General features: G+C 63.1%; 14 protein-coding genes and 1 pseudogene. 7 read left to right on the plus strand and 8 right to left on the minus strand.

What is annotated here, in order from left to right; all coding sequences use genetic code 11:
• Nucleotides 1-26 precede the first annotated feature (26 nt).
• Both betI and X760_RS63120 read right to left on the minus strand, forming a co-directional pair.
• Entirely contained in the window at nucleotides 27-722 is a 696-nt protein-coding gene (gene betI, locus X760_RS63115) for a transcriptional regulator BetI (RefSeq protein WP_023720902.1), read from the minus strand.
• Between the two features lie 27 nt (nucleotides 723-749).
• The gene (locus X760_RS63120) at nucleotides 750-1,544 is read right to left on the minus strand and encodes a methyltransferase domain-containing protein (protein WP_023720903.1); all 795 of its coding nucleotides are present in this window, start codon (nucleotides 1,542-1,544) and stop codon (nucleotides 750-752) included.
• Between the two features lie 185 nt (nucleotides 1,545-1,729).
• On the opposite strand from X760_RS63120, the pseudogene X760_RS79165 reads away from it, so the two are divergent.
• The 4 genes and pseudogenes from X760_RS79165 to X760_RS63140 all read left to right on the plus strand — a co-directional run bounded on the left by X760_RS79165 (nucleotide 1,730) and on the right by X760_RS63140 (nucleotide 6,457).
• Nucleotides 1,730-3,348: pseudogene (locus X760_RS79165) on the plus strand (NAD(P)/FAD-dependent oxidoreductase).
• Nucleotides 3,335-4,909 carry an NAD(P)/FAD-dependent oxidoreductase gene (locus X760_RS63130; protein WP_023720904.1) on the plus strand — a complete coding sequence of 525 codons (1,575 nt, stop codon included), beginning with the start codon at nucleotides 3,335-3,337 and terminating at the stop codon, nucleotides 4,907-4,909. Before X760_RS79165 ends, X760_RS63130 begins: the two are co-directional and overlap by 14 nt.
• A 52-nt stretch (nucleotides 4,910-4,961) precedes the next feature.
• Nucleotides 4,962-6,194 (plus strand): aminomethyltransferase family protein, encoded by a 1,233-nt coding sequence (locus X760_RS63135; protein ID WP_023720905.1) that lies wholly within the window; start codon nucleotides 4,962-4,964, stop codon nucleotides 6,192-6,194.
• Nucleotides 6,195-6,196: 2 nt separating this feature from the next.
• The gene (locus tag X760_RS63140) at nucleotides 6,197-6,457 is read left to right on the plus strand and encodes a hypothetical protein (protein WP_023720906.1); all 261 of its coding nucleotides are present in this window, start codon (nucleotides 6,197-6,199) and stop codon (nucleotides 6,455-6,457) included.
• A gap of 88 nt (nucleotides 6,458-6,545) precedes the next feature.
• On the opposite strand, the gene X760_RS63145 is transcribed toward X760_RS63140, so the two are convergent.
• From X760_RS63145 to X760_RS63160, 4 genes are all read right to left on the minus strand, one after another.
• A complete protein-coding gene (locus tag X760_RS63145) occupies nucleotides 6,546-7,604 on the minus strand; it encodes a dipeptidase (RefSeq protein WP_023720907.1) in 1,059 nt (352 codons plus the stop codon).
• Between the two features lie 186 nt (nucleotides 7,605-7,790).
• Nucleotides 7,791-8,090: a GNAT family N-acetyltransferase gene (locus tag X760_RS63150; RefSeq protein ID WP_023720908.1), complete on the minus strand. Its 300-nt coding sequence runs from the start codon at nucleotides 8,088-8,090 to the stop codon at nucleotides 7,791-7,793.
• The gene (locus tag X760_RS63155) at nucleotides 8,083-8,718 is read right to left on the minus strand and encodes an alpha/beta hydrolase (RefSeq protein WP_023720909.1); all 636 of its coding nucleotides are present in this window, start codon (nucleotides 8,716-8,718) and stop codon (nucleotides 8,083-8,085) included. Before X760_RS63155 ends, X760_RS63150 begins: the two co-directional genes overlap by 8 nt.
• A 10-nt stretch (nucleotides 8,719-8,728) precedes the next feature.
• Nucleotides 8,729-9,661: a VOC family protein gene (locus X760_RS63160; protein WP_023720910.1), complete on the minus strand. Its 933-nt coding sequence runs from the start codon at nucleotides 9,659-9,661 to the stop codon at nucleotides 8,729-8,731.
• Nucleotides 9,662-9,880: 219 nt separating this feature from the next.
• Between X760_RS63160 and X760_RS63165 the strand changes: the two genes are divergently transcribed.
• A complete protein-coding gene (locus tag X760_RS63165; RefSeq protein WP_023720911.1) occupies nucleotides 9,881-11,449 on the plus strand; it encodes an alkaline phosphatase family protein in 1,569 nt (522 codons plus the stop codon).
• A gap of 51 nt (nucleotides 11,450-11,500) precedes the next feature.
• Here X760_RS63165 and X760_RS63170 read toward each other — a convergent pair whose 3' ends face one another.
• Nucleotides 11,501-12,847, minus strand: a complete 1,347-nt coding sequence (locus X760_RS63170) for a PRC-barrel domain-containing protein (RefSeq protein ID WP_023720912.1) — start codon at nucleotides 12,845-12,847, stop codon at nucleotides 11,501-11,503.
• 252 nt (nucleotides 12,848-13,099) lie between these two features.
• On the opposite strand from X760_RS63170, the gene X760_RS63175 reads away from it, so the two are divergent.
• A complete protein-coding gene (locus X760_RS63175; RefSeq protein ID WP_023720913.1) occupies nucleotides 13,100-14,020 on the plus strand; it encodes a diacylglycerol kinase family protein in 921 nt (306 codons plus the stop codon).
• Nucleotides 14,021-14,079: 59 nt separating this feature from the next.
• Here X760_RS63175 and X760_RS77295 read toward each other — a convergent pair whose 3' ends face one another.
• Nucleotides 14,080-14,253, minus strand: a complete 174-nt coding sequence (locus X760_RS77295) for a hypothetical protein (RefSeq protein ID WP_023720914.1) — start codon at nucleotides 14,251-14,253, stop codon at nucleotides 14,080-14,082.
• 146 nt (nucleotides 14,254-14,399) lie between these two features.
• Between X760_RS77295 and X760_RS63180 the strand changes: the two genes are divergently transcribed.
• Nucleotides 14,400-15,926 (plus strand): HWE histidine kinase domain-containing protein, encoded by a 1,527-nt coding sequence (locus X760_RS63180; protein ID WP_023720915.1) that lies wholly within the window; start codon nucleotides 14,400-14,402, stop codon nucleotides 15,924-15,926.
• Nucleotides 15,927-15,950 lie beyond the last annotated feature (24 nt).

Here is a 15,950-nt window from a genome sequence, read left to right on the forward strand (position 1 = left end):
TGCTGTTCCATCCTCTTTTGATTGTTTCACGCCGGCTTGGCACCGCCGGCTGTCGGCCACGGATAATGCTTGGGAAATGCCGCGGACAGGAACGCGTTCGCGGCCTGCAGCGCAGTCTCGCGCGTGGTGTCTTCGGTGCCCATCATCAGCCGCAGCCACAGTCCCTCCAGCATGGCGCTGAGCGCCAGCGCCATCACCTGCGGCTCATAAGAATAGCCGCCGCTCTGCTTGAGCGTCGCGCAAAGGTCGATAAAGATGTTCTGATAGACGGCGTCGCGTGCGCTGCTCAGCGCCTGATAGGTCGGCCGCGATTTGGCTTCGCCCCAGAACGCACACCAGGCCGCCAGCTTGCGCTTGTTGCAGATCGAGCGGTCGAAATCGGCCGCGACCAATGCCTGCAACTGGCGGGCGGGATCATCGCCGGCCTTCTGCAAGGCGCTGCGCCAATGCGCCGAATACTCGTCATACATGTATTGCAAAGTCGCGACGAGCAGCTTCTCCTTGCTTTCGAAATGGAAATTGACGATGCCGCGCGACAGGCCGGCACCGTCGGCAACGTCGGCCATCGTCGTATCCGAATAGCCGCGCTTGGCCAGTGAATCGATCGTCGCTTCGATCAGTTGAAGCTGCCTGGTCTCTTTCGACGCCTTGCGGCCACGCTTTTCGGTGTCGCTCTTTCGCGTCGCCTCGAGGAGGGCTTCGCGCGCCTCTGTTGTCTTCATGGGATTGATGGTCTCCAGCATCGCCGGCTAGCCAACCGGCTTTCGGCCGCGAAGATGAGTGGGACGGTGCTCGCCTGTGTCAAGCACCTTCTGCATGGCTTCCCAGGTTCGTATATTCTTGTCGACATAGGCCGCGCCGACGGCAGCCGCGACCACCGGGTAGAGCGGCCCCTTCAAGCGGTTCAGTTCCTCCCCCGCGATCTCGCGATACCAGGGATTGCGGTCGCGCACGGTGATGTCGGCAAAGCCGGCCTGGCGCATCGCCTGCACATAGCGGGCCGGCGATGCCATGGCGAAGGACAGGCCTTCAGCGGCGACATAGGCCTTCATCTCGGGCGACGGCTCGCCATCATGCGAGATCATCCAGTTCGACGCGGCAAAGACGCCGCCAGGCTTCAGGACGCGGAATATCTCGGCGAACAATGCATCCTTGTCCGCCACGTGCAGCAGCGCGTCCTTGGAAAATACGACGTCGAAGGCACCGTCGGCAAAAGGCAGCGGTCCTGGCGCCGCCTGGATGAAATCGGCGCGACGCGCGAGCCCGCGCGCAGCGGCCCGCTTCCTGGCCGTCTCGATCACGGGCCGTTCGACGTCGAAGCCTGTGAGGTGGGCCGCGCGGTGACGCTCGATGAGATGCAGCGTGATGCCGCCGGAACCGCAGCCCATGTCGAGGACTGTCTTGCCCGCAAGCGACAGCCCTTCGACGACCCGGTCGACCTCTTCTGGCCCACCCGGCGACAAATAGCCGTCGCCCCACAGCGCCTCGAGGAAGCGGATGGCGGTGTCGTCATACTCCGGTTCGGCCTCTGCCGTTTCGATCATCAAACCCTGGTCCCAAGGCTATCCTCGAATGAGCCAAAGCCTAGCGCATAAACACGAAAACGCAACATCATTTGTTGAACATTCATTCAATATGGCTGGACAGGATGACCGTCTTCGTGCGAAATTCGGCTTATTGGGGGGCATCACACGAAAAGAAGGTCGGGCACGATGAAGGCTGGGCCAAAGTGAAGAGCTGGGACGCGATCGTCATCGGCGGCGGGCATAACGGGCTGGTCAATGCCTGCTACCTGCAGCGTGCCGGGCTCGACGTGCTGGTCGTCGAGAAGAACGACTGGGTCGGTGGTGCCGCCACCAGCCGCGAGCTGACGCCCGGCTTCCTCTATTCCAACTGCTCCTATGTCTGCTCGCTGTTCCGCCCGGAGATCATGCGCGACCTCGAGCTGCCGCGCTTCGGCCTGCAGGTGATCTCCTATGAGGGCGGCGCGGTGTTCACCCGCGATGGCGACTATCTCGCCAACTACCGCGACCACGATGCCCACCGGCGCGAATTCGCGCGGTTCCCCAAACGCGATGCCGAGGCCTATGATCGTTATGCCCGCGACGTGACGCGGCAGTGCCGCTTCATCCAGCCGCTGCTGATGCGCACGGCGCCCGACCCGACCAGCCTGCGGCCGCGCGACCTTGGCGAACTGCTCTATCTCGGCAAGAAGTTCACGGGGCTCACTGCGGAGGAAATGGCGCTGACGCTGCGCTTCTGGACCATGTCGATCTCCGACTTTCTCGACGAATATTTCGAGACCGACGTGATCAGGCGAATTTCGCTTTGTCCGGCATCATCGGCACCGCGCTCGGGCCGATGTCGCCCGGCACCGCCTATGTCCTGCTGCATCATTATATGGGCGAGGTCGACGGCTCGGTCGGCGCCTGGGGCTATGCGCGCGGCGGCATGGGCGCGGTCACCGAGGCGCTCGCCGCATCCTTCCAGGCTTCGGGCGGCACCATCCGTACCGGCGCCGAGGTCGACCATGTGCTGATCCGGCGCGGCAAGGCCAATGGCGTGGTGCTGGCCGGCGGCGAGGAAATATACGGCAAGCTCGTGGTTTCCAACGCCGACGTGAAGCGCACCTTCCTCAAGCTGGTCGAGGAAAAGGAATTGCCCGAGATTTTCCTGCGCCGGGTCAGGAATTTCAAGATCCGCGGCTCGTCAGGCAAGGTCAACATCGCGCTCGATTCACTGCCGGAATTCCCGGCGCTGCCGAAGGATTCGCCCGTCTATTGTGGCGACATGCATTTCACCGATTCGATCGAGCGCATGGAGCGTGCCTATGACGACTGGAAGGCCGGGCGCTGGTCGGCCGATCCTTTCCTCGACATGGTGATCCCGACGACGCTCGACCCGACCATGGCTCCACCCGGCAAGCATTTCATGAGCTGCTTCGTGCAATATGCGCCACCGAAGGTGGACGGCCGCGGCTGGACCGACGCCGACCGCGACGGCTTTGCCGAAAGCGTGATCGCGCAGATATCGGACTATTCGCCGGGCTTCCGCGACCGCATCGTCCACATGGAAGTGCGCACGCCGCGCGAGATCGAGGCCGAGGTCGGCCTCACCGAAGGCAATATCTTCCAGGGTGAATTGACCTTCGACCAGTTGTTGTTCAACCGCCCCGTGCCGGGCTACGCACAATACCGCTCGCCGGTCGATGGACTCTACATTTGCGGCTCCTCGACCCATCCCGGTGGCGGCGTCATGGGCGCGCCGGGCCGCAATGCCGCCGCCGAGATCCTGCGTGATCTCGCCAAGCCAAATCAGCATATGAGCCCGGCCCATGACGTCATCTGACAAATGGGATGTTGTCGTCATCGGCGGCGGCCATAATGGCCTCGTCGCCGCCGCCGTTCTGGCGAAGAGCGGCCGCAAGGTGCTGGTGCTGGAAGCCGCCGGCGAGGTCGGCGGCGCCGCGCGCACGGAGGAATTCGCGCCCGGATTTCGTGTTTCGTCGATCGCCCATCTGCTGAACCGGCTGCACCCCGATGTGGTGAAGGTATTGGAGCTGGAGAAGCACGGGCTGCAGGTCGCACGCGGCGACTTCGCGCCGTCGGTGGTGCTGGCGAAAAGCGGTCCGCCGCTTTTCCTGCATGGCGCCTATGGCGAGGTGCTGACCGGCACCAGTCCTGCCGAGCAGTCCGCCTGGAAGGAGTTGCGGGCACAGCTGCTGCGCTACGCCGGCATCCTGAAGCTGTTCTTGTCACGCCGGCCGCCCGATCTCGGCGCCATGTCGCTCGCCAACACGGCAGCGCTCGGCCAAACCGGACTGGCGCTGAAGAAGCTTGGCAAGGAGGACATGCGCGATTTCCTGCGCGTGCTGTTGATGAACGTTGCCGACCTGCTCGACGAGCAGCTTGCCGACGACCGGCTGAAGGGCCTGCTTGCCTTCGACGCTACGCTCGGCAGCCATCTTGGCCCGCGCTCGCCGACCTCGCTGCTCGGTCTCTATTACCGCCTGGCCGGCGAGACCGGCGGTTCCGCCGGCGCGCAGATGATGCCGAAGGGCGGCATGGGCGCCGTCATAGCCGCCATTCGCGCATCGGCGCAACAGGCCGGCGTGACCATCCGCACCGCGACGCCGGTGGCAAAGATTATCGTCGAGAAGTGCCGCGCCGTCGGCGTGCTGCTCGACAGCGGCGAGGAAATCCGCGCGACAACGGTCGTGTCCGCCATCAACCCGGCGACGACCATGGTCGACCTTGTCGGCCCGCGTGAAGTCGACACCGGCTTCGTTCGCAAGGTCGGCAATATCCGCATGAAGGGCGATGCTGCGAAGCTCAATCTGGCGCTCGACCAGCCACCGCAATTCGTCGGCGTCGATGCCGCCGGCCACCGTGGCCGTCTCGTCATCGCGCCCTCGACCGATCATGTCGAGCGCGCCTTCAACCCGTCGAAATATGGCGAATTCTCACCCGAACCGGTGATGGAGATCACGCTGCCCTCGCTGTCGGACGCCTCGCTCGCGCCCGAGGGGGCCTGCGTGCTGTCCGCGGTGGTGCAATACGCCCCCTATGCCTTGAAAGAGGGCTGGAGCGTCGGCAAGCCGAAATTCCTCAAAGTCTTAATGGCTGAACTCGAGGCTTATGCGCCGGGAATCGGCGGCAGCGTGCTCCATGCCGACCTGCTGACGCCGGCCGACATCGAGGCGCGCTACCGGATGCCGGGTGGGCACTGGCACCACGGCGAACTGCAGGCCGACCAGATGCTGATGTCACGGCCGATCTCCGGCTGGTCCGGCTACGACACGCCGGTGGACGGGCTGTTCCTTGCAGGCGCCGGCTCGCATCCGGGCGGCGGGGTCTCCGGCGTGCCGGGCCTGAATGCCGCAAGGCGCATCATTACGGTGAGGGGGTAGCTGTCATGGTGCAACGAGCCAAGACCGTGCTCCACGGCGAAAGAACGCCGTGATGAACCATCAGCCCATTGGCCCATCCGATGCCCGCATCGCGGCACAATCCCATTTCCGCAGTTTGCGCCTCGACACGCCGTTCCAGGCGCGCATTGATGCGCTGGCGAAGACGAACGACTGGTACAATTGGGCCGGCTATCGCGCCCCACATTCCCTATGGGACGAGGATCTCGAATATTTCGCCATCCGCAGCCAGGCCGCTCTGTTCGACATCTCGCCGATGACGAAGTACCGCATCGAGGGACCGGATGCCGAGACCTTCCTCGACCGCCTGACATTGCGCGACGTAACTAGGCTGAAGCCCGGCCGCGTCAACTACACCGCCTGGTGCGACGATCAGGGCTTTGTCCTCGACGACGGCACGTTGTTTCGGCTATCGCCGACACGGTTCCGGCTGTGCTCGCAGGAGCGGCATCTGCCGTGGCTTCTGGACAGCGCCATTGGCTTCGACGTGGCGGTTGAAGAAGAGACCGAAACCGTCGCCGGCCTCGCCTTGCAAGGCCCGACCTCCTTTGCCGTGCTGCGCGATGTAGGTTTTGCAGGTATAGAAAAACTGAAAATATTCGACCTCGCCGAGTTTCCGCATGACGGCGTCACCATCACCATCTCGCGCACCGGCTTCACCGGCGATCTCGGCTACGAGTTGTTCGTGCAAACGGATAAGGCGCTCAGCCTCTGGGATCGGCTGATGACGGCGGGCGAGCTGCGCGGCATCCGCGCCATCGGCTACGCCGCATTGAACCGCGCCCGGCTCCAAGCCGGGCTGATCGTCGCCAATGCAGATTTCGTCACCGCCGAGCATGCCATCCGCGCCGATCGCCTGCGCATGCCGGACGAGATCGGCCTCGGCTTCATGGTCGACTTGGAAAAGGGTCATTTCAACGGCCGCCGCGCAATACTCCACGCACGGGCGAAGAAGCGTCTTCGCCATGTCCTGGTCGGGTTGCAGATCGAGGGCAATATCCCGGCCGAGCACGCGATCGTCTACCACAGGAAAAGCCAGGAGGTCGGGCTGGTCAGCGCCGCCATGTGGTCGCCAATGGCCAAGCGCAACATCGCCATCGCCTCGCTGACGCGGCCGTTCGGCGAGACCATCGTCGACGACCTCTGGGTCGAGATCTACGCCATGCGCGAGCTGCAGTACCAGAAGCTGATGAAGCGGGCCAAAATCGTGGCGCGGCCGTTCGTCAGGCTCGACCGCCGCACCGCCAATCCGCCCGCGGATTTCTGAGCATGTCCGACGAAGCCGAACGTCATGAGGATGACGCCGAAGCCGCCGAACAGTGGCAGCTGGTCAACACGCCGCTCGGCGAAAAATGGTCGGGCCGCACCCGCTATGCCGCGGCCATGTTCTTCTACAAACGCGGCGAGATGAGCGCTGAAACGCTGGAGGTCTACCGCATTTGTGCGAGGCTGGACTCGACCGATCCGCTGCCGATCATCCGCGATCGCGGCATTGGCCAGGACTGGCTTAAACGCATAGGTTTTGAATAACTCGCCCTGGGGCGTGTTGAGATTCAGGTCAGGCCGAGTCGAAAATTGTGGGTTCCGAGAACCGGAGCGGAGCGTACTTTTGGGTGCCCTAGCCGATGGTCTTTTCCAGCATACTGAGCCAATTGCGATAGGCGATCTTCTCGATCAACGCGCGCCCGAAGCCGCGTGCTGCGAACGCGTCGAGCAGCTTCGGCATGCCGGCAACGTCGCCGATCACGGCAGGAATCATGGCGCCGTCGAAATCCGAGCCGAGGCCAACGCCGTCTTCGCCCAGCGCCTGCAGCAGCGAATCGACATGGCGCACCATGATGTCGAGGCTGGTGTCGGCGTTCATCCTGCCGTCCTCACGCAGGAACCCGGTGGCGAAGTTCAGCCCGACCATGCCGCCCGAGTCGCGGATTGCGCCGAGCTGCCATTCGGTGAGGTTGCGCGAATGGCCGCAAATCGCGTGCACGTTGGAGTGGGTCGCGACCAGCGGTGCATCGCTGATTTCGACGACGTCGCGAAAACCTTTTTCGTTGAGATGCGAAAGATCGATCATGATCTTCAGCTGGTTGCAGGCTTTCACCAGCGCCTTGCCGGCATCGGTCAGCCCTGGCCCTGTATCGGGCGACGACGGAAAACGGAACGGCACGCCGTGGCCGAAGGCATTGGGACGGCTCCAGACGATACCGAGCGAACGCAGGCCGGCTGCGTGGAGGACGTCAAGCAGGGTGAGCTCAGGATCGATCGCCTCGACCCCTTCGATATGGAACACCGCCGCGATCGAGCCTTGCGCCATCGCCTTCCTCACGTCGCCGGCGCTGCGGCAAACGGTGAGCGCCGAAGCCCGCTCCAGCCTGAACAGGATCGAGGCCATCGCCATGGTGGAGTTGAGCGCATCGGCGCGCGGAACCTCGGGCGGCAAGGGCTCGCTGTCACTCGGCGCCAGCGGCACCGAGCCGCGTTTGGATTTCTCGACAGGCGGCGGGAAGATCGCGAACATGCCGCCGGCAAATCCGCCTTTCTTCGCGCGCGGCAGGTCGATATGGCCACCCGGCGTCCCCTCGACGAACAGCTTTTCGACGTCCGCATCCTTCGACTGGTAGAGCCTGAGCAGCGTATCGTTGTGGCCGTCGAAGACGGGAACGAGATCGGATTCGGTCATGGAGGGCCATTCGGTTGAAGTGGTCGGGCCGCAGACGGCGAGCCGGTTTGTTGGCAATACTTAGGCAAGACGGGCGCTTTTCGCAAATCCCGCATGTTGCCGGTGTGTTTGTACGCCTCCAATGGCCGAAGAGGCCCGCGGTAAAGCCGCGCACCCTTTCTCCTGTCATTCATCGATGGCTGTCTCTTACCGCTTCAGCACGTCCGCCCATTCCGGATGGCGACGGAACTGGGCATTGGCGAACGGGCAAAGCGGGATGATCGTTTTGCCCGCCGCACGCGCATCCTCGACGGCACGGGTGACCAGGCGAAGCCCCGCGCCCTGGCCGCGAAATGCATCCGGCACTTCGGTATGGTCGATGATGATCTGGTGCTCGCCGATCTTGGTGAAAGTCATCTCCGCCTCGGCGCCGCCCGGCCCACGCAGGAGATAGCGGCCCTTCGAGCCGCGGTCCTGCAGTTCGATCTCCGGCAATAGGTCAGACATGGCTTGCGGTCCTTTCGTCCGGCGCCACGGCGAACAACCGCCGCGCCGCCTCGATCTCGCTCGGCCGCACCTCATGGCCGCCGTCATGCCACTCGACTGTGACATCGGCGCCATCGGCGCGCAAATAGGCTTCGAGCCGCACCGTCAAATTAGGCGGACAGATCGGGTCCCGCCTGCCGGCGGTGACCAGGATGTGACTGCCGCCAAGGCTGCCCTTGACCTCCGGCTCGAACGGGATCAGCGGATGCATCAGCACCGTTGCGTCGAACAGCGACGGCTCGGCAAACAGCACCGAGGCCAGGATGTTGGCGCCGTTGGAGTAACCGAGGCCGAGCACCGAAGATGGCTTTGCCGCCTCGACATGTGCCTTGACGAAGCCGGCCATCTTCTCTGTCGCTCGCGTGAGGTCGCCCATGTCGTAGACGCCCTCGCCGGCGCGGCGAAAGAAGCGTGCAGCGTCTTGTTCCGAAACATCGCCGCGCGGAGCGACGATCGTCGCCTGCGGCACAAGATCGCGTCCAAGCGACAGAAGCTGGGCCTCGTCGCCGCCGGTGCCATGGAAGACGAAGAGCAGCGGTCCATCAGGCGAACCGGGCAGCACCTTGTGAATATACGAATCCTTACTCACGACGTTGCCCTCAGTCTTCCAGTTTCTGCAGATGCTGCTCGAGATAGGGCCGCAAATGCTGGTGTTGTGACGGCAGCTTCAGCGCCTCACCAAGATGGGCGGTGTCCTCGTCGCGGTCGAAGCCGGGCTCGTTGGTAGCGACTTCGAACAGCACGCCGCCCGGTGTGCGGAAGTAGATCGCCCAGAAATAGTCGCGGTCGATTACCGGCGTCACCTGATAACCGGTATCGAGCAGCGCCTTGCGCACTTCGAGCTGCTTGGCGCGGTTCTCGACGGCGAAGGCGACATGGTGGACCGAGCCGGCGCCGAGATTGGCGAAGCCGGCCCCTGGCAGCGATTCGATATCGACGACATCGGCGCCGTTGCCGTTCTTCACCGTTAGCCGCCTGACATTGCCGGACTTGTCGACCTCCTCATAACCCATGAATTTCAGCAACTCTTCGGTGGCGCCACTATCTTTCAGCCTGAGCGACACTGAGTGAAAGCCGCGGATCGCCTCGTCAGTGGGAATGCCACCCTTGGCCCAGGGCGCTCGGCTGTCCGCTCTGTCCTCGACCAGCGCAAAACCGTCGCCGTCGGGACCGGCGAAGGCAAGACGCTTCTCGCCGAACGTCTCCTCGCGAGAAAGCCCTGTGACACCTTGCTCGGCAAACCGTTTCTCCCAATAGCCGAGCGTGCCCTCGGGCACCGAGTAAGTGGTTGTGCCGACTTCGCCGACTCCATGGCGGCCCTTGCCGATGTTGGGGAAGGGGAAATAGGTCATCACCGAGCCGGGCATGCCGACCTCGTCGCCGTAATAGAGGTGGTAGACGTCGGGCGCGTCGAAATTGACGGTTTTCTTGACCCGCCGCAGGCCGAGCGTCCCGGTGAAGAATTCATTGTTCTGGCGCGCGTCGCTGGCCATCGAGGTGACGTGATGCAGGCCCTTGACCTGGTCGAGCATGTTTCTGCTCCTTCCCTTGTACTGGTGCGGCCCTTGCCGCTGTCCACGCAAATATGAGGATCCGGCTCCTGGCTGCAAAGATGGCAAACACAGAATGGACTGTGCTGTTAAAGTGAACGATCAAACAGGTTTTGTTCACCATTCGGCAAACTGGACCGGCTTGCATATTCGCCGAAATTGCGCTCCATGAGCGACGTAGCCGGCATGAGGATATAGCGGTTGATTGGAAAACGCCCCAACATTCTCCTGATCACCTGCGACCAGTGGCGCGGCGACTGCCTATCGGCTGCTGGCCACAAGGTGGTAAGAACGCCGAATGCCGACGCGTTGGCTGCAGAGGGCATTCTTTTCAAGAAGCACTATGGCGGCGCCGCGCCTTGCTCGCCGGCGCGCGCCTGCCTCTACACCGGCCTCTACCAGATGAACAATCGTGTCTGCCGCAATGGCACACCGCTCGACGCCCGCCACGGCAACATAGCGCTCCGGGCGCGTGCCCTCGGCTATGAACCGACGCTGTTCGGCTATACTGATATGGCACGCGATCCGCGTACGCTGGCGCCTGGCGACCCGCAGCTGAAGAGCTATGAAGGCGTGCTGCCCGGCTTCACCGTACGTCAGCTTCTGCCCGAGCACCAGAAGCCTTGGCTGTCATGGCTCAAGGCGCGCGGCGTCGATGCCGGCGCCGGCTCCCCCGACATCCATCTCCCGGTGGGTGAAATCCCGGAAAACGACGGCGGGGTTAGCAACGCCCCGCCCGTCTATTCGAAGGACGAAACGCCGTCGGCCTTCCTGGCCGGCGAATTTATCCGCTGGCTCGGCGAACAGGAGCGCGATGCGCCGTGGTTCGCGCACCTTTCCTTCATCAGTCCTCACCCACCCTTCATCGTGCCGGCGCCTTACAACGCCATGTACGATCTGGCCATCGGTCCAGCTTTTGACCGCGCCGAAAGCTGGCAGGCCGAAGCAGCAAGCCACCCTTATCTCGCCTATGAACTTGACCGGCAGGAACGGTCGAAATTCCGGCCCGGCTCGGAGGGCAAGGTGCGCGACTGGGGCGACGATAATTTTCGCCGCATTCGGGCGCTTTATTACGGCATGATCTCGGAGAGCGATGCGCAGCTTGGCCGGGTCTGGCAAGCAGTCAAGGCGGCCGATGCATGGGACGACACCGTCATCGTGCTGACCTCCGACCACGCCGAGATGATGGGCGACCATTTCATGCTGGGCAAGGGCGGCTTCTTCGACGGCAGCTTCCATATTCCGCTGATCATTCGCGATCCGCGCCGCCGAAAGGCTGTCGGCAGCAGCGTCGACCGCTTCACCGAGGCGGTGGATTTGGCGCCGACCTTGCTCGAGCTCACTGGCGGCGAAGTGCTGCCGCATCTCGACGGCCGCTCGCTGGCGCCTTTCCTGGACGCGACGGAGCCGGACGCCTGGCGCGACGCGGCCCATTGGGAGTTCGATTTCCGCTCGATCGCGGATGGTGATGCCGAACGGTATTTTGGCATCGGTCAACGCCAGTGCAATCTCGCCGTCATCCGTACGGAAAAGTACAAATATGTGCATTTCGGCGGTGGCCTGCCGCCCTTGCTCTTCGACCTCGAGAAAGACGCCGGCGAGGTGACCAGCGTCGCGGACGACCCAGCCTATCGGCCGGCGCGGCTGGAACTTGCCGAAAAGCTCCTTGCCTGGCGGGCCGAGCATCTCGACCAGTCGCTGGCGCTCGCCGAATTGACGCATGACGGCGTTACCGGCCATGTCGCGGGCCTGCCTTTTGCGTCGACATGAGAAAGCCCGCGCCGTTGCCGGCGCGGGCTTACCTGTCGACTGAGATGCAGCTTACCGCATGATCATGCGCTGTTTGTCGCGGTTTTGCGCATAGCTGCCCTTGTCATAGGCGGCCTGCGCCTCGAGCTGCTCCTTGGTGAAGTTCGTGTAGAGATAGCGCTTGCCGTTCTTGTCGGTCATGAATTTCAGGTTGTCCATACCGACTGCCACCTCCTTCTCGCCGACGCCGAGGAAGCCGCCGACGTCGATGATGACTGCGTCGACCTTCTTGTCGCCGCTCAGCACGACGTCGCCGATCTCGCCGACATTGGCATCATTGGCGCCGTAAACGGTTGTTCCAACCAGATCCTCGGCCCGGATTTCGCCTATCGGCATTTCAGTCAGCGTCGACTTGTCGATCGAGCCGGTCTTGGTCTGGTCGGCCGCGGAATTAGCCGTGGGCGCCGGCGCCGGGGCATTTTGAGCCGTTTTACTGGCTTGGTCAGTGTTGCTGGTCGTCGCGGTGTTGCTGGCCGTCACGGTAGGCGTGACGGTGGCAGGCGCAGTAGCCGCGGCATCGTTCGACGCAGTGGTTGCCGGGGCCGGATCATAGGCCTTGCGGTTGAAGTCCGGCTGTGCCTGCAGCTCTTCCTTGGTCGTTTGCGCGACCAGCCAGCGATCGCCGTTCCTCTCGGCCCACTGCGCCTTGTCGAAATCATAGGCGACGTTCTTTTCGCCGATGCCGAGGAAGCCGCCGACACCGATGATCAGCGATTGCGCCTTGGCTTCCTTGTTGATGACGATGTCGTTCACGTCACCGATGTTTTGGGCGTCGTCGCCGGTGCCGTTATAGACGGTCTCGCCGATGATATTGGTGGCGAGATTGCCCTCGGCGCGCTTCACTGGCTCAGCCGGCGCGGCAGGCGCCGGGGTTGTATTTTGCGCGCTGGTGGAAGGGGCGGCAGGCGCCGCATTATCCGCCGAAGCTGGTGGCGGAGGCGGATCGTAAGGCCTCCGGTCGAAATCCGGCTGAGCCGTCAACTCATCCTTCGTCGTTTGCGCTATCAGCCAACGGTCGCCATTTCTTTCGGCCCATTGCATCTTTTTGTAGTCGAAAGCGACGTTCTTGGTTCCTATGCCAAGAAAACCGCCGACGCCGATGACGACGGATTTTACCTCGCCGCGCTCGTCGAAGACGACGTCGCTGATGTTGCCGATATTCTGGGCATCGTCGCCGCTGCCATTATAGACGGATTCGCCGATGATGTTGGTGGCAAGGCTGCCCTCGGCACGTATCGCCGGAGCGGTATCCTGGGCGGCGGGTGGTTGCGCCGGCGCCGGGGTCGTCGCCGATTGCGCAAATGCACCCGTCGCAATCAATGTTGCGACTGCTGTCGTGGTTAAAAGGGTGCGGATCATCTTAGTGTCTCCTCGTCGGTGATTTCGTGCACGCCCTGCCCGCCTGGCGTCACTGCGGGCGCAGCGTCTTCTGCATGTTCACAACGTTGTGACCACACTGTTGTTCCGAAAAAAGCCGCGGTGCACCCTGTGCGATGTCAATGGTTCTCGGATTCGCCGCGCTGGTCGAACGGAACATTTTCTCGGCCGCCCCGTTCCACTCCCGGCTGGGGCCCCGCCCCGGCCCGATAGGTGCTGGAAAATGGAACGGCCATGCGGTTTGCAGCGGTGCTGAACAAGGACGGGGGCACCCTGCGCACCATCGATCTTGAGGCCTTCGCCAGCTGGATGCGCGGCACGCTTGAGACTGCCGGCCACTCGATCGATATCGAAATCGTCGCCGGCAAGGATATCGTCGCCACGCTGGACGGCGTAGCTTCCAGGCGCGGCATCGACGTCGTGCTGGCGGGCGGCGGCGACGGCACCATTTCGGCCGCGGCAGCCCGTTTGATGAATGGGGAGAAGGCGCTGGCAATTCTGCCGGCTGGCACAATGAACCTTTTTGCGCGCGGCCTCGGTATTCCGCAGACCCTCGATGCGGCACTGAAATCGTTTGCGGACGGCGAGGTGATGGCGATTGACATTGCAACAGCCAACGGCCGGCCTTTCGTGCATCAATTCTCGATCGGCATGCACGCCAGGATGGTGCAACTGCGCCAGAAGATGGAATTCGGCTCGCGGCTGGGGAAGATGCGTGCTTCGGTGCGAGCCGCTTGGGCAACGATCAACAATCCACCGGCGATGAACGTAACGCTGACGGTCGGTGAGGCCGAGATCAGAACCCGGATCACCGGTATCGGCATCACCAACAATCTGTTCGGCGAGGGCCACCTGCCCTATGCCGACAATCCGGCAGGCGGCGTGCTGGGCATCTATGTCACCGTGGCACGGCGGCGCGGCGAATTGATCAGGTTCCTCTTTGACGTCGCCCGTGGGAAATGGCGCGGCAACGAGCATGTCGAAATCCATCAGGCAAACCGCGCCGTTTTGAAAATCCATTCGACGAACAGGAAAGTTCAGGCCGTCATGGACGGCGAACTGGTAAAGCTCGATCGCGAGACGACCGTCGAAATCCATCCGCGCGCGTTGAATGTTCTCGTCCCGGCGCGCGCCGCCGAGGCAAAGGTTGCCTGACGTGAGGTAGCGTGATGTGGGGTTGCGTGATGCGGGTTGGCACGAGAGATGGAGAGAGTCTAGCCGCTGGGTGTGTTGCCCTGCTCGGTCTTAGGCGTCTCGATCATCCAGCCGTAGATTTCGGCGACGCCCCAGGCGATAAAAGCCAGCAACAGCGCGGCGATCAGGATACGAAGGACATGCTGACCCCGCCGCCCTTGTCGGGCTTTGTTTTCAGGAACGATTTTTGGCATGGTCTGGCTCCATATTTGGCGCCGGCAGGCGTAGCTAGCAGGGCATTGGCTGGTAACGGCTCCCCGCTGCGAAAGTTCCGGCTCGACAAGGCGGCAAACGGGCCGGTTGGCCTGATCAATCAGCGGGGCCGGCCACTGGGGGCGTAGTGGACGACAATAGCCAGACAAAGCCGGGCCTGCCGGTCGATATTCGCCATGTGGTGGGCGCTGCGGACCGCCTTGCCGTGCTGCACGGCCTCGACGCGCTGGATACGGCTGCCGACCCTGATTTCGACCGTATCAGCGGTCTTGCCGCTTCGGCGATGCAAACGCCTGTCGCACTGATCACGCTGGTCGATGCCGAGCGGCAGTGGTTCAAGTCCTGTATCGGCCTCAACGAGACCGAAACCGCAACCGAGACATCGTTCTGCGCCTATACCATCGCAGCCGGCGACGTGCCGATGGTGGTGGCCGACGCGGCGACGGATCCGCGGTTCAAAGCCAATCCGCTGGTCACCGGCGAGCATCATATCCGCTTTTACGCCGGCGTGCCGATCGTAGTCGACGGCGCACTGATCGGCACGCTCTGCGTGCTCGACCGGAAGCCGCACGCACGTCCCTCTTCTGTCCAGATCGACCAACTGTCGGCGCTAGCTGGCCTCGCCGCGAGCCTGTTCACGCTGAAGGATGCAACCCGCAGCGCAGCGATTGCCGAGGCCGCACTGGCTCGAGAGGAAAAGCGGCGCGCTATTGCGCTCGATGCAGCTTCGCTCGCCAGTTGGGCATGGGATATCCGCAGCGACATGATCGACTGCGATGTCCTGCTGTCCGAATTGTTCAACTTGCCCAAGTCGAACAGGCTGAGAGCGCGCGACATCCTGACCGCCATCGACCCGCGCGACGTTCATCAGACCGAAACACGCTTTCGCGACGCGCTGACCGGCAGCGACGATTATTTTGGCGAATACCGTGTCAAAGGCCTCGATCCGCCGCGATGGATCGCAACGCGCGGCCGCGTCATAGAGCGCGACGGCGAGGGCAAGCCGACGCTGATCTTCGGCGTCAACTACGACATCACCGAACGCAAGCTTGGCGAAGAACGTCAACGGCTGTTGCTGCGCGAGCTCAATCACCGCGTCAAGAACACTTTGGCAACCGTACAGGCGCTGGCGACGCAGACCGTTCGCCATGCCCGTCAGCCAAGCGAATTCCTTGAAGCTTTCAGCGCCAGGCTGCAGGCGCTGGGCGTTGCGCACAGCCTGCTGTCGGACCGCGAGTGGCGCGGCATCGGCATTCGGGAGTTGGTGGAGATCGAAGTAAAGCCGTTTCAAACCGCTGGACAATCGCGCATGGCGATCTCCGGCACCGATGTCCTGCTCTCACCCGACCAGGCAGTCGGACTCGGCCTGATCCTGCATGAACTGGCAAGTAACGCACTACAACATGGGGCGCTCTCGGTTTCTTCCGGAAAGGTCGATCTCAATTGGAAGGTGCAAGGCAGGAAGGGTGCACGACGTCTGTTGCTGGCTTGGCGTGAAAGCGGCGGCCCGCGGGTTGCGCCGCCCGAACGCCATGGCTTCGGCTCGATCCTGATCCGCCGCAGCCTGGCCAAGGTCATTTCCAGCGAGGTGACCCATGAATTCCGGCCCGACGGCGTAATCGCGGAAATATCGATGCCGCTCGACGATTTGTGACGCGAGGATTTTTCGACCGGGCGC

Origin of the sequence: Mesorhizobium sp. LSHC420B00, assembly GCF_000503055.1 — a bacterium.
GTDB lineage: Bacteria > Pseudomonadota > Alphaproteobacteria > Rhizobiales > Rhizobiaceae > Mesorhizobium.

What these genes read in the sequence shown, in the direction of transcription:
- betI (WP_023720902.1), bottom strand. Translation starts at nt 722, where the DNA reads ATGAAGACAACAGAGGCGCGCGAAGCCCTCCTCGAGGCGACGCGAAAG.
- X760_RS63120 (WP_023720903.1), bottom strand. Translation starts at nt 1,544, where the DNA reads ATGATCGAAACGGCAGAGGCCGAACCGGAGTATGACGACACCGCCATC.
- X760_RS63130 (WP_023720904.1), top strand. Translation starts at nt 3,335, where the DNA reads ATGACGTCATCTGACAAATGGGATGTTGTCGTCATCGGCGGCGGCCAT.
- X760_RS63135 (WP_023720905.1), top strand. Translation starts at nt 4,962, where the DNA reads ATGAACCATCAGCCCATTGGCCCATCCGATGCCCGCATCGCGGCACAA.
- X760_RS63140 (WP_023720906.1), top strand. Translation starts at nt 6,197, where the DNA reads ATGTCCGACGAAGCCGAACGTCATGAGGATGACGCCGAAGCCGCCGAA.
- X760_RS63145 (WP_023720907.1), bottom strand. Translation starts at nt 7,604, where the DNA reads ATGACCGAATCCGATCTCGTTCCCGTCTTCGACGGCCACAACGATACG.
- X760_RS63150 (WP_023720908.1), bottom strand. Translation starts at nt 8,090, where the DNA reads ATGTCTGACCTATTGCCGGAGATCGAACTGCAGGACCGCGGCTCGAAG.
- X760_RS63160 (WP_023720910.1), bottom strand. Translation starts at nt 9,661, where the DNA reads ATGCTCGACCAGGTCAAGGGCCTGCATCACGTCACCTCGATGGCCAGC.
- X760_RS63170 (WP_023720912.1), bottom strand. Translation starts at nt 12,847, where the DNA reads ATGATCCGCACCCTTTTAACCACGACAGCAGTCGCAACATTGATTGCG.
- X760_RS63175 (WP_023720913.1), top strand. Translation starts at nt 13,100, where the DNA reads ATGCGGTTTGCAGCGGTGCTGAACAAGGACGGGGGCACCCTGCGCACC.
- X760_RS77295 (WP_023720914.1), bottom strand. Translation starts at nt 14,253, where the DNA reads ATGCCAAAAATCGTTCCTGAAAACAAAGCCCGACAAGGGCGGCGGGGT.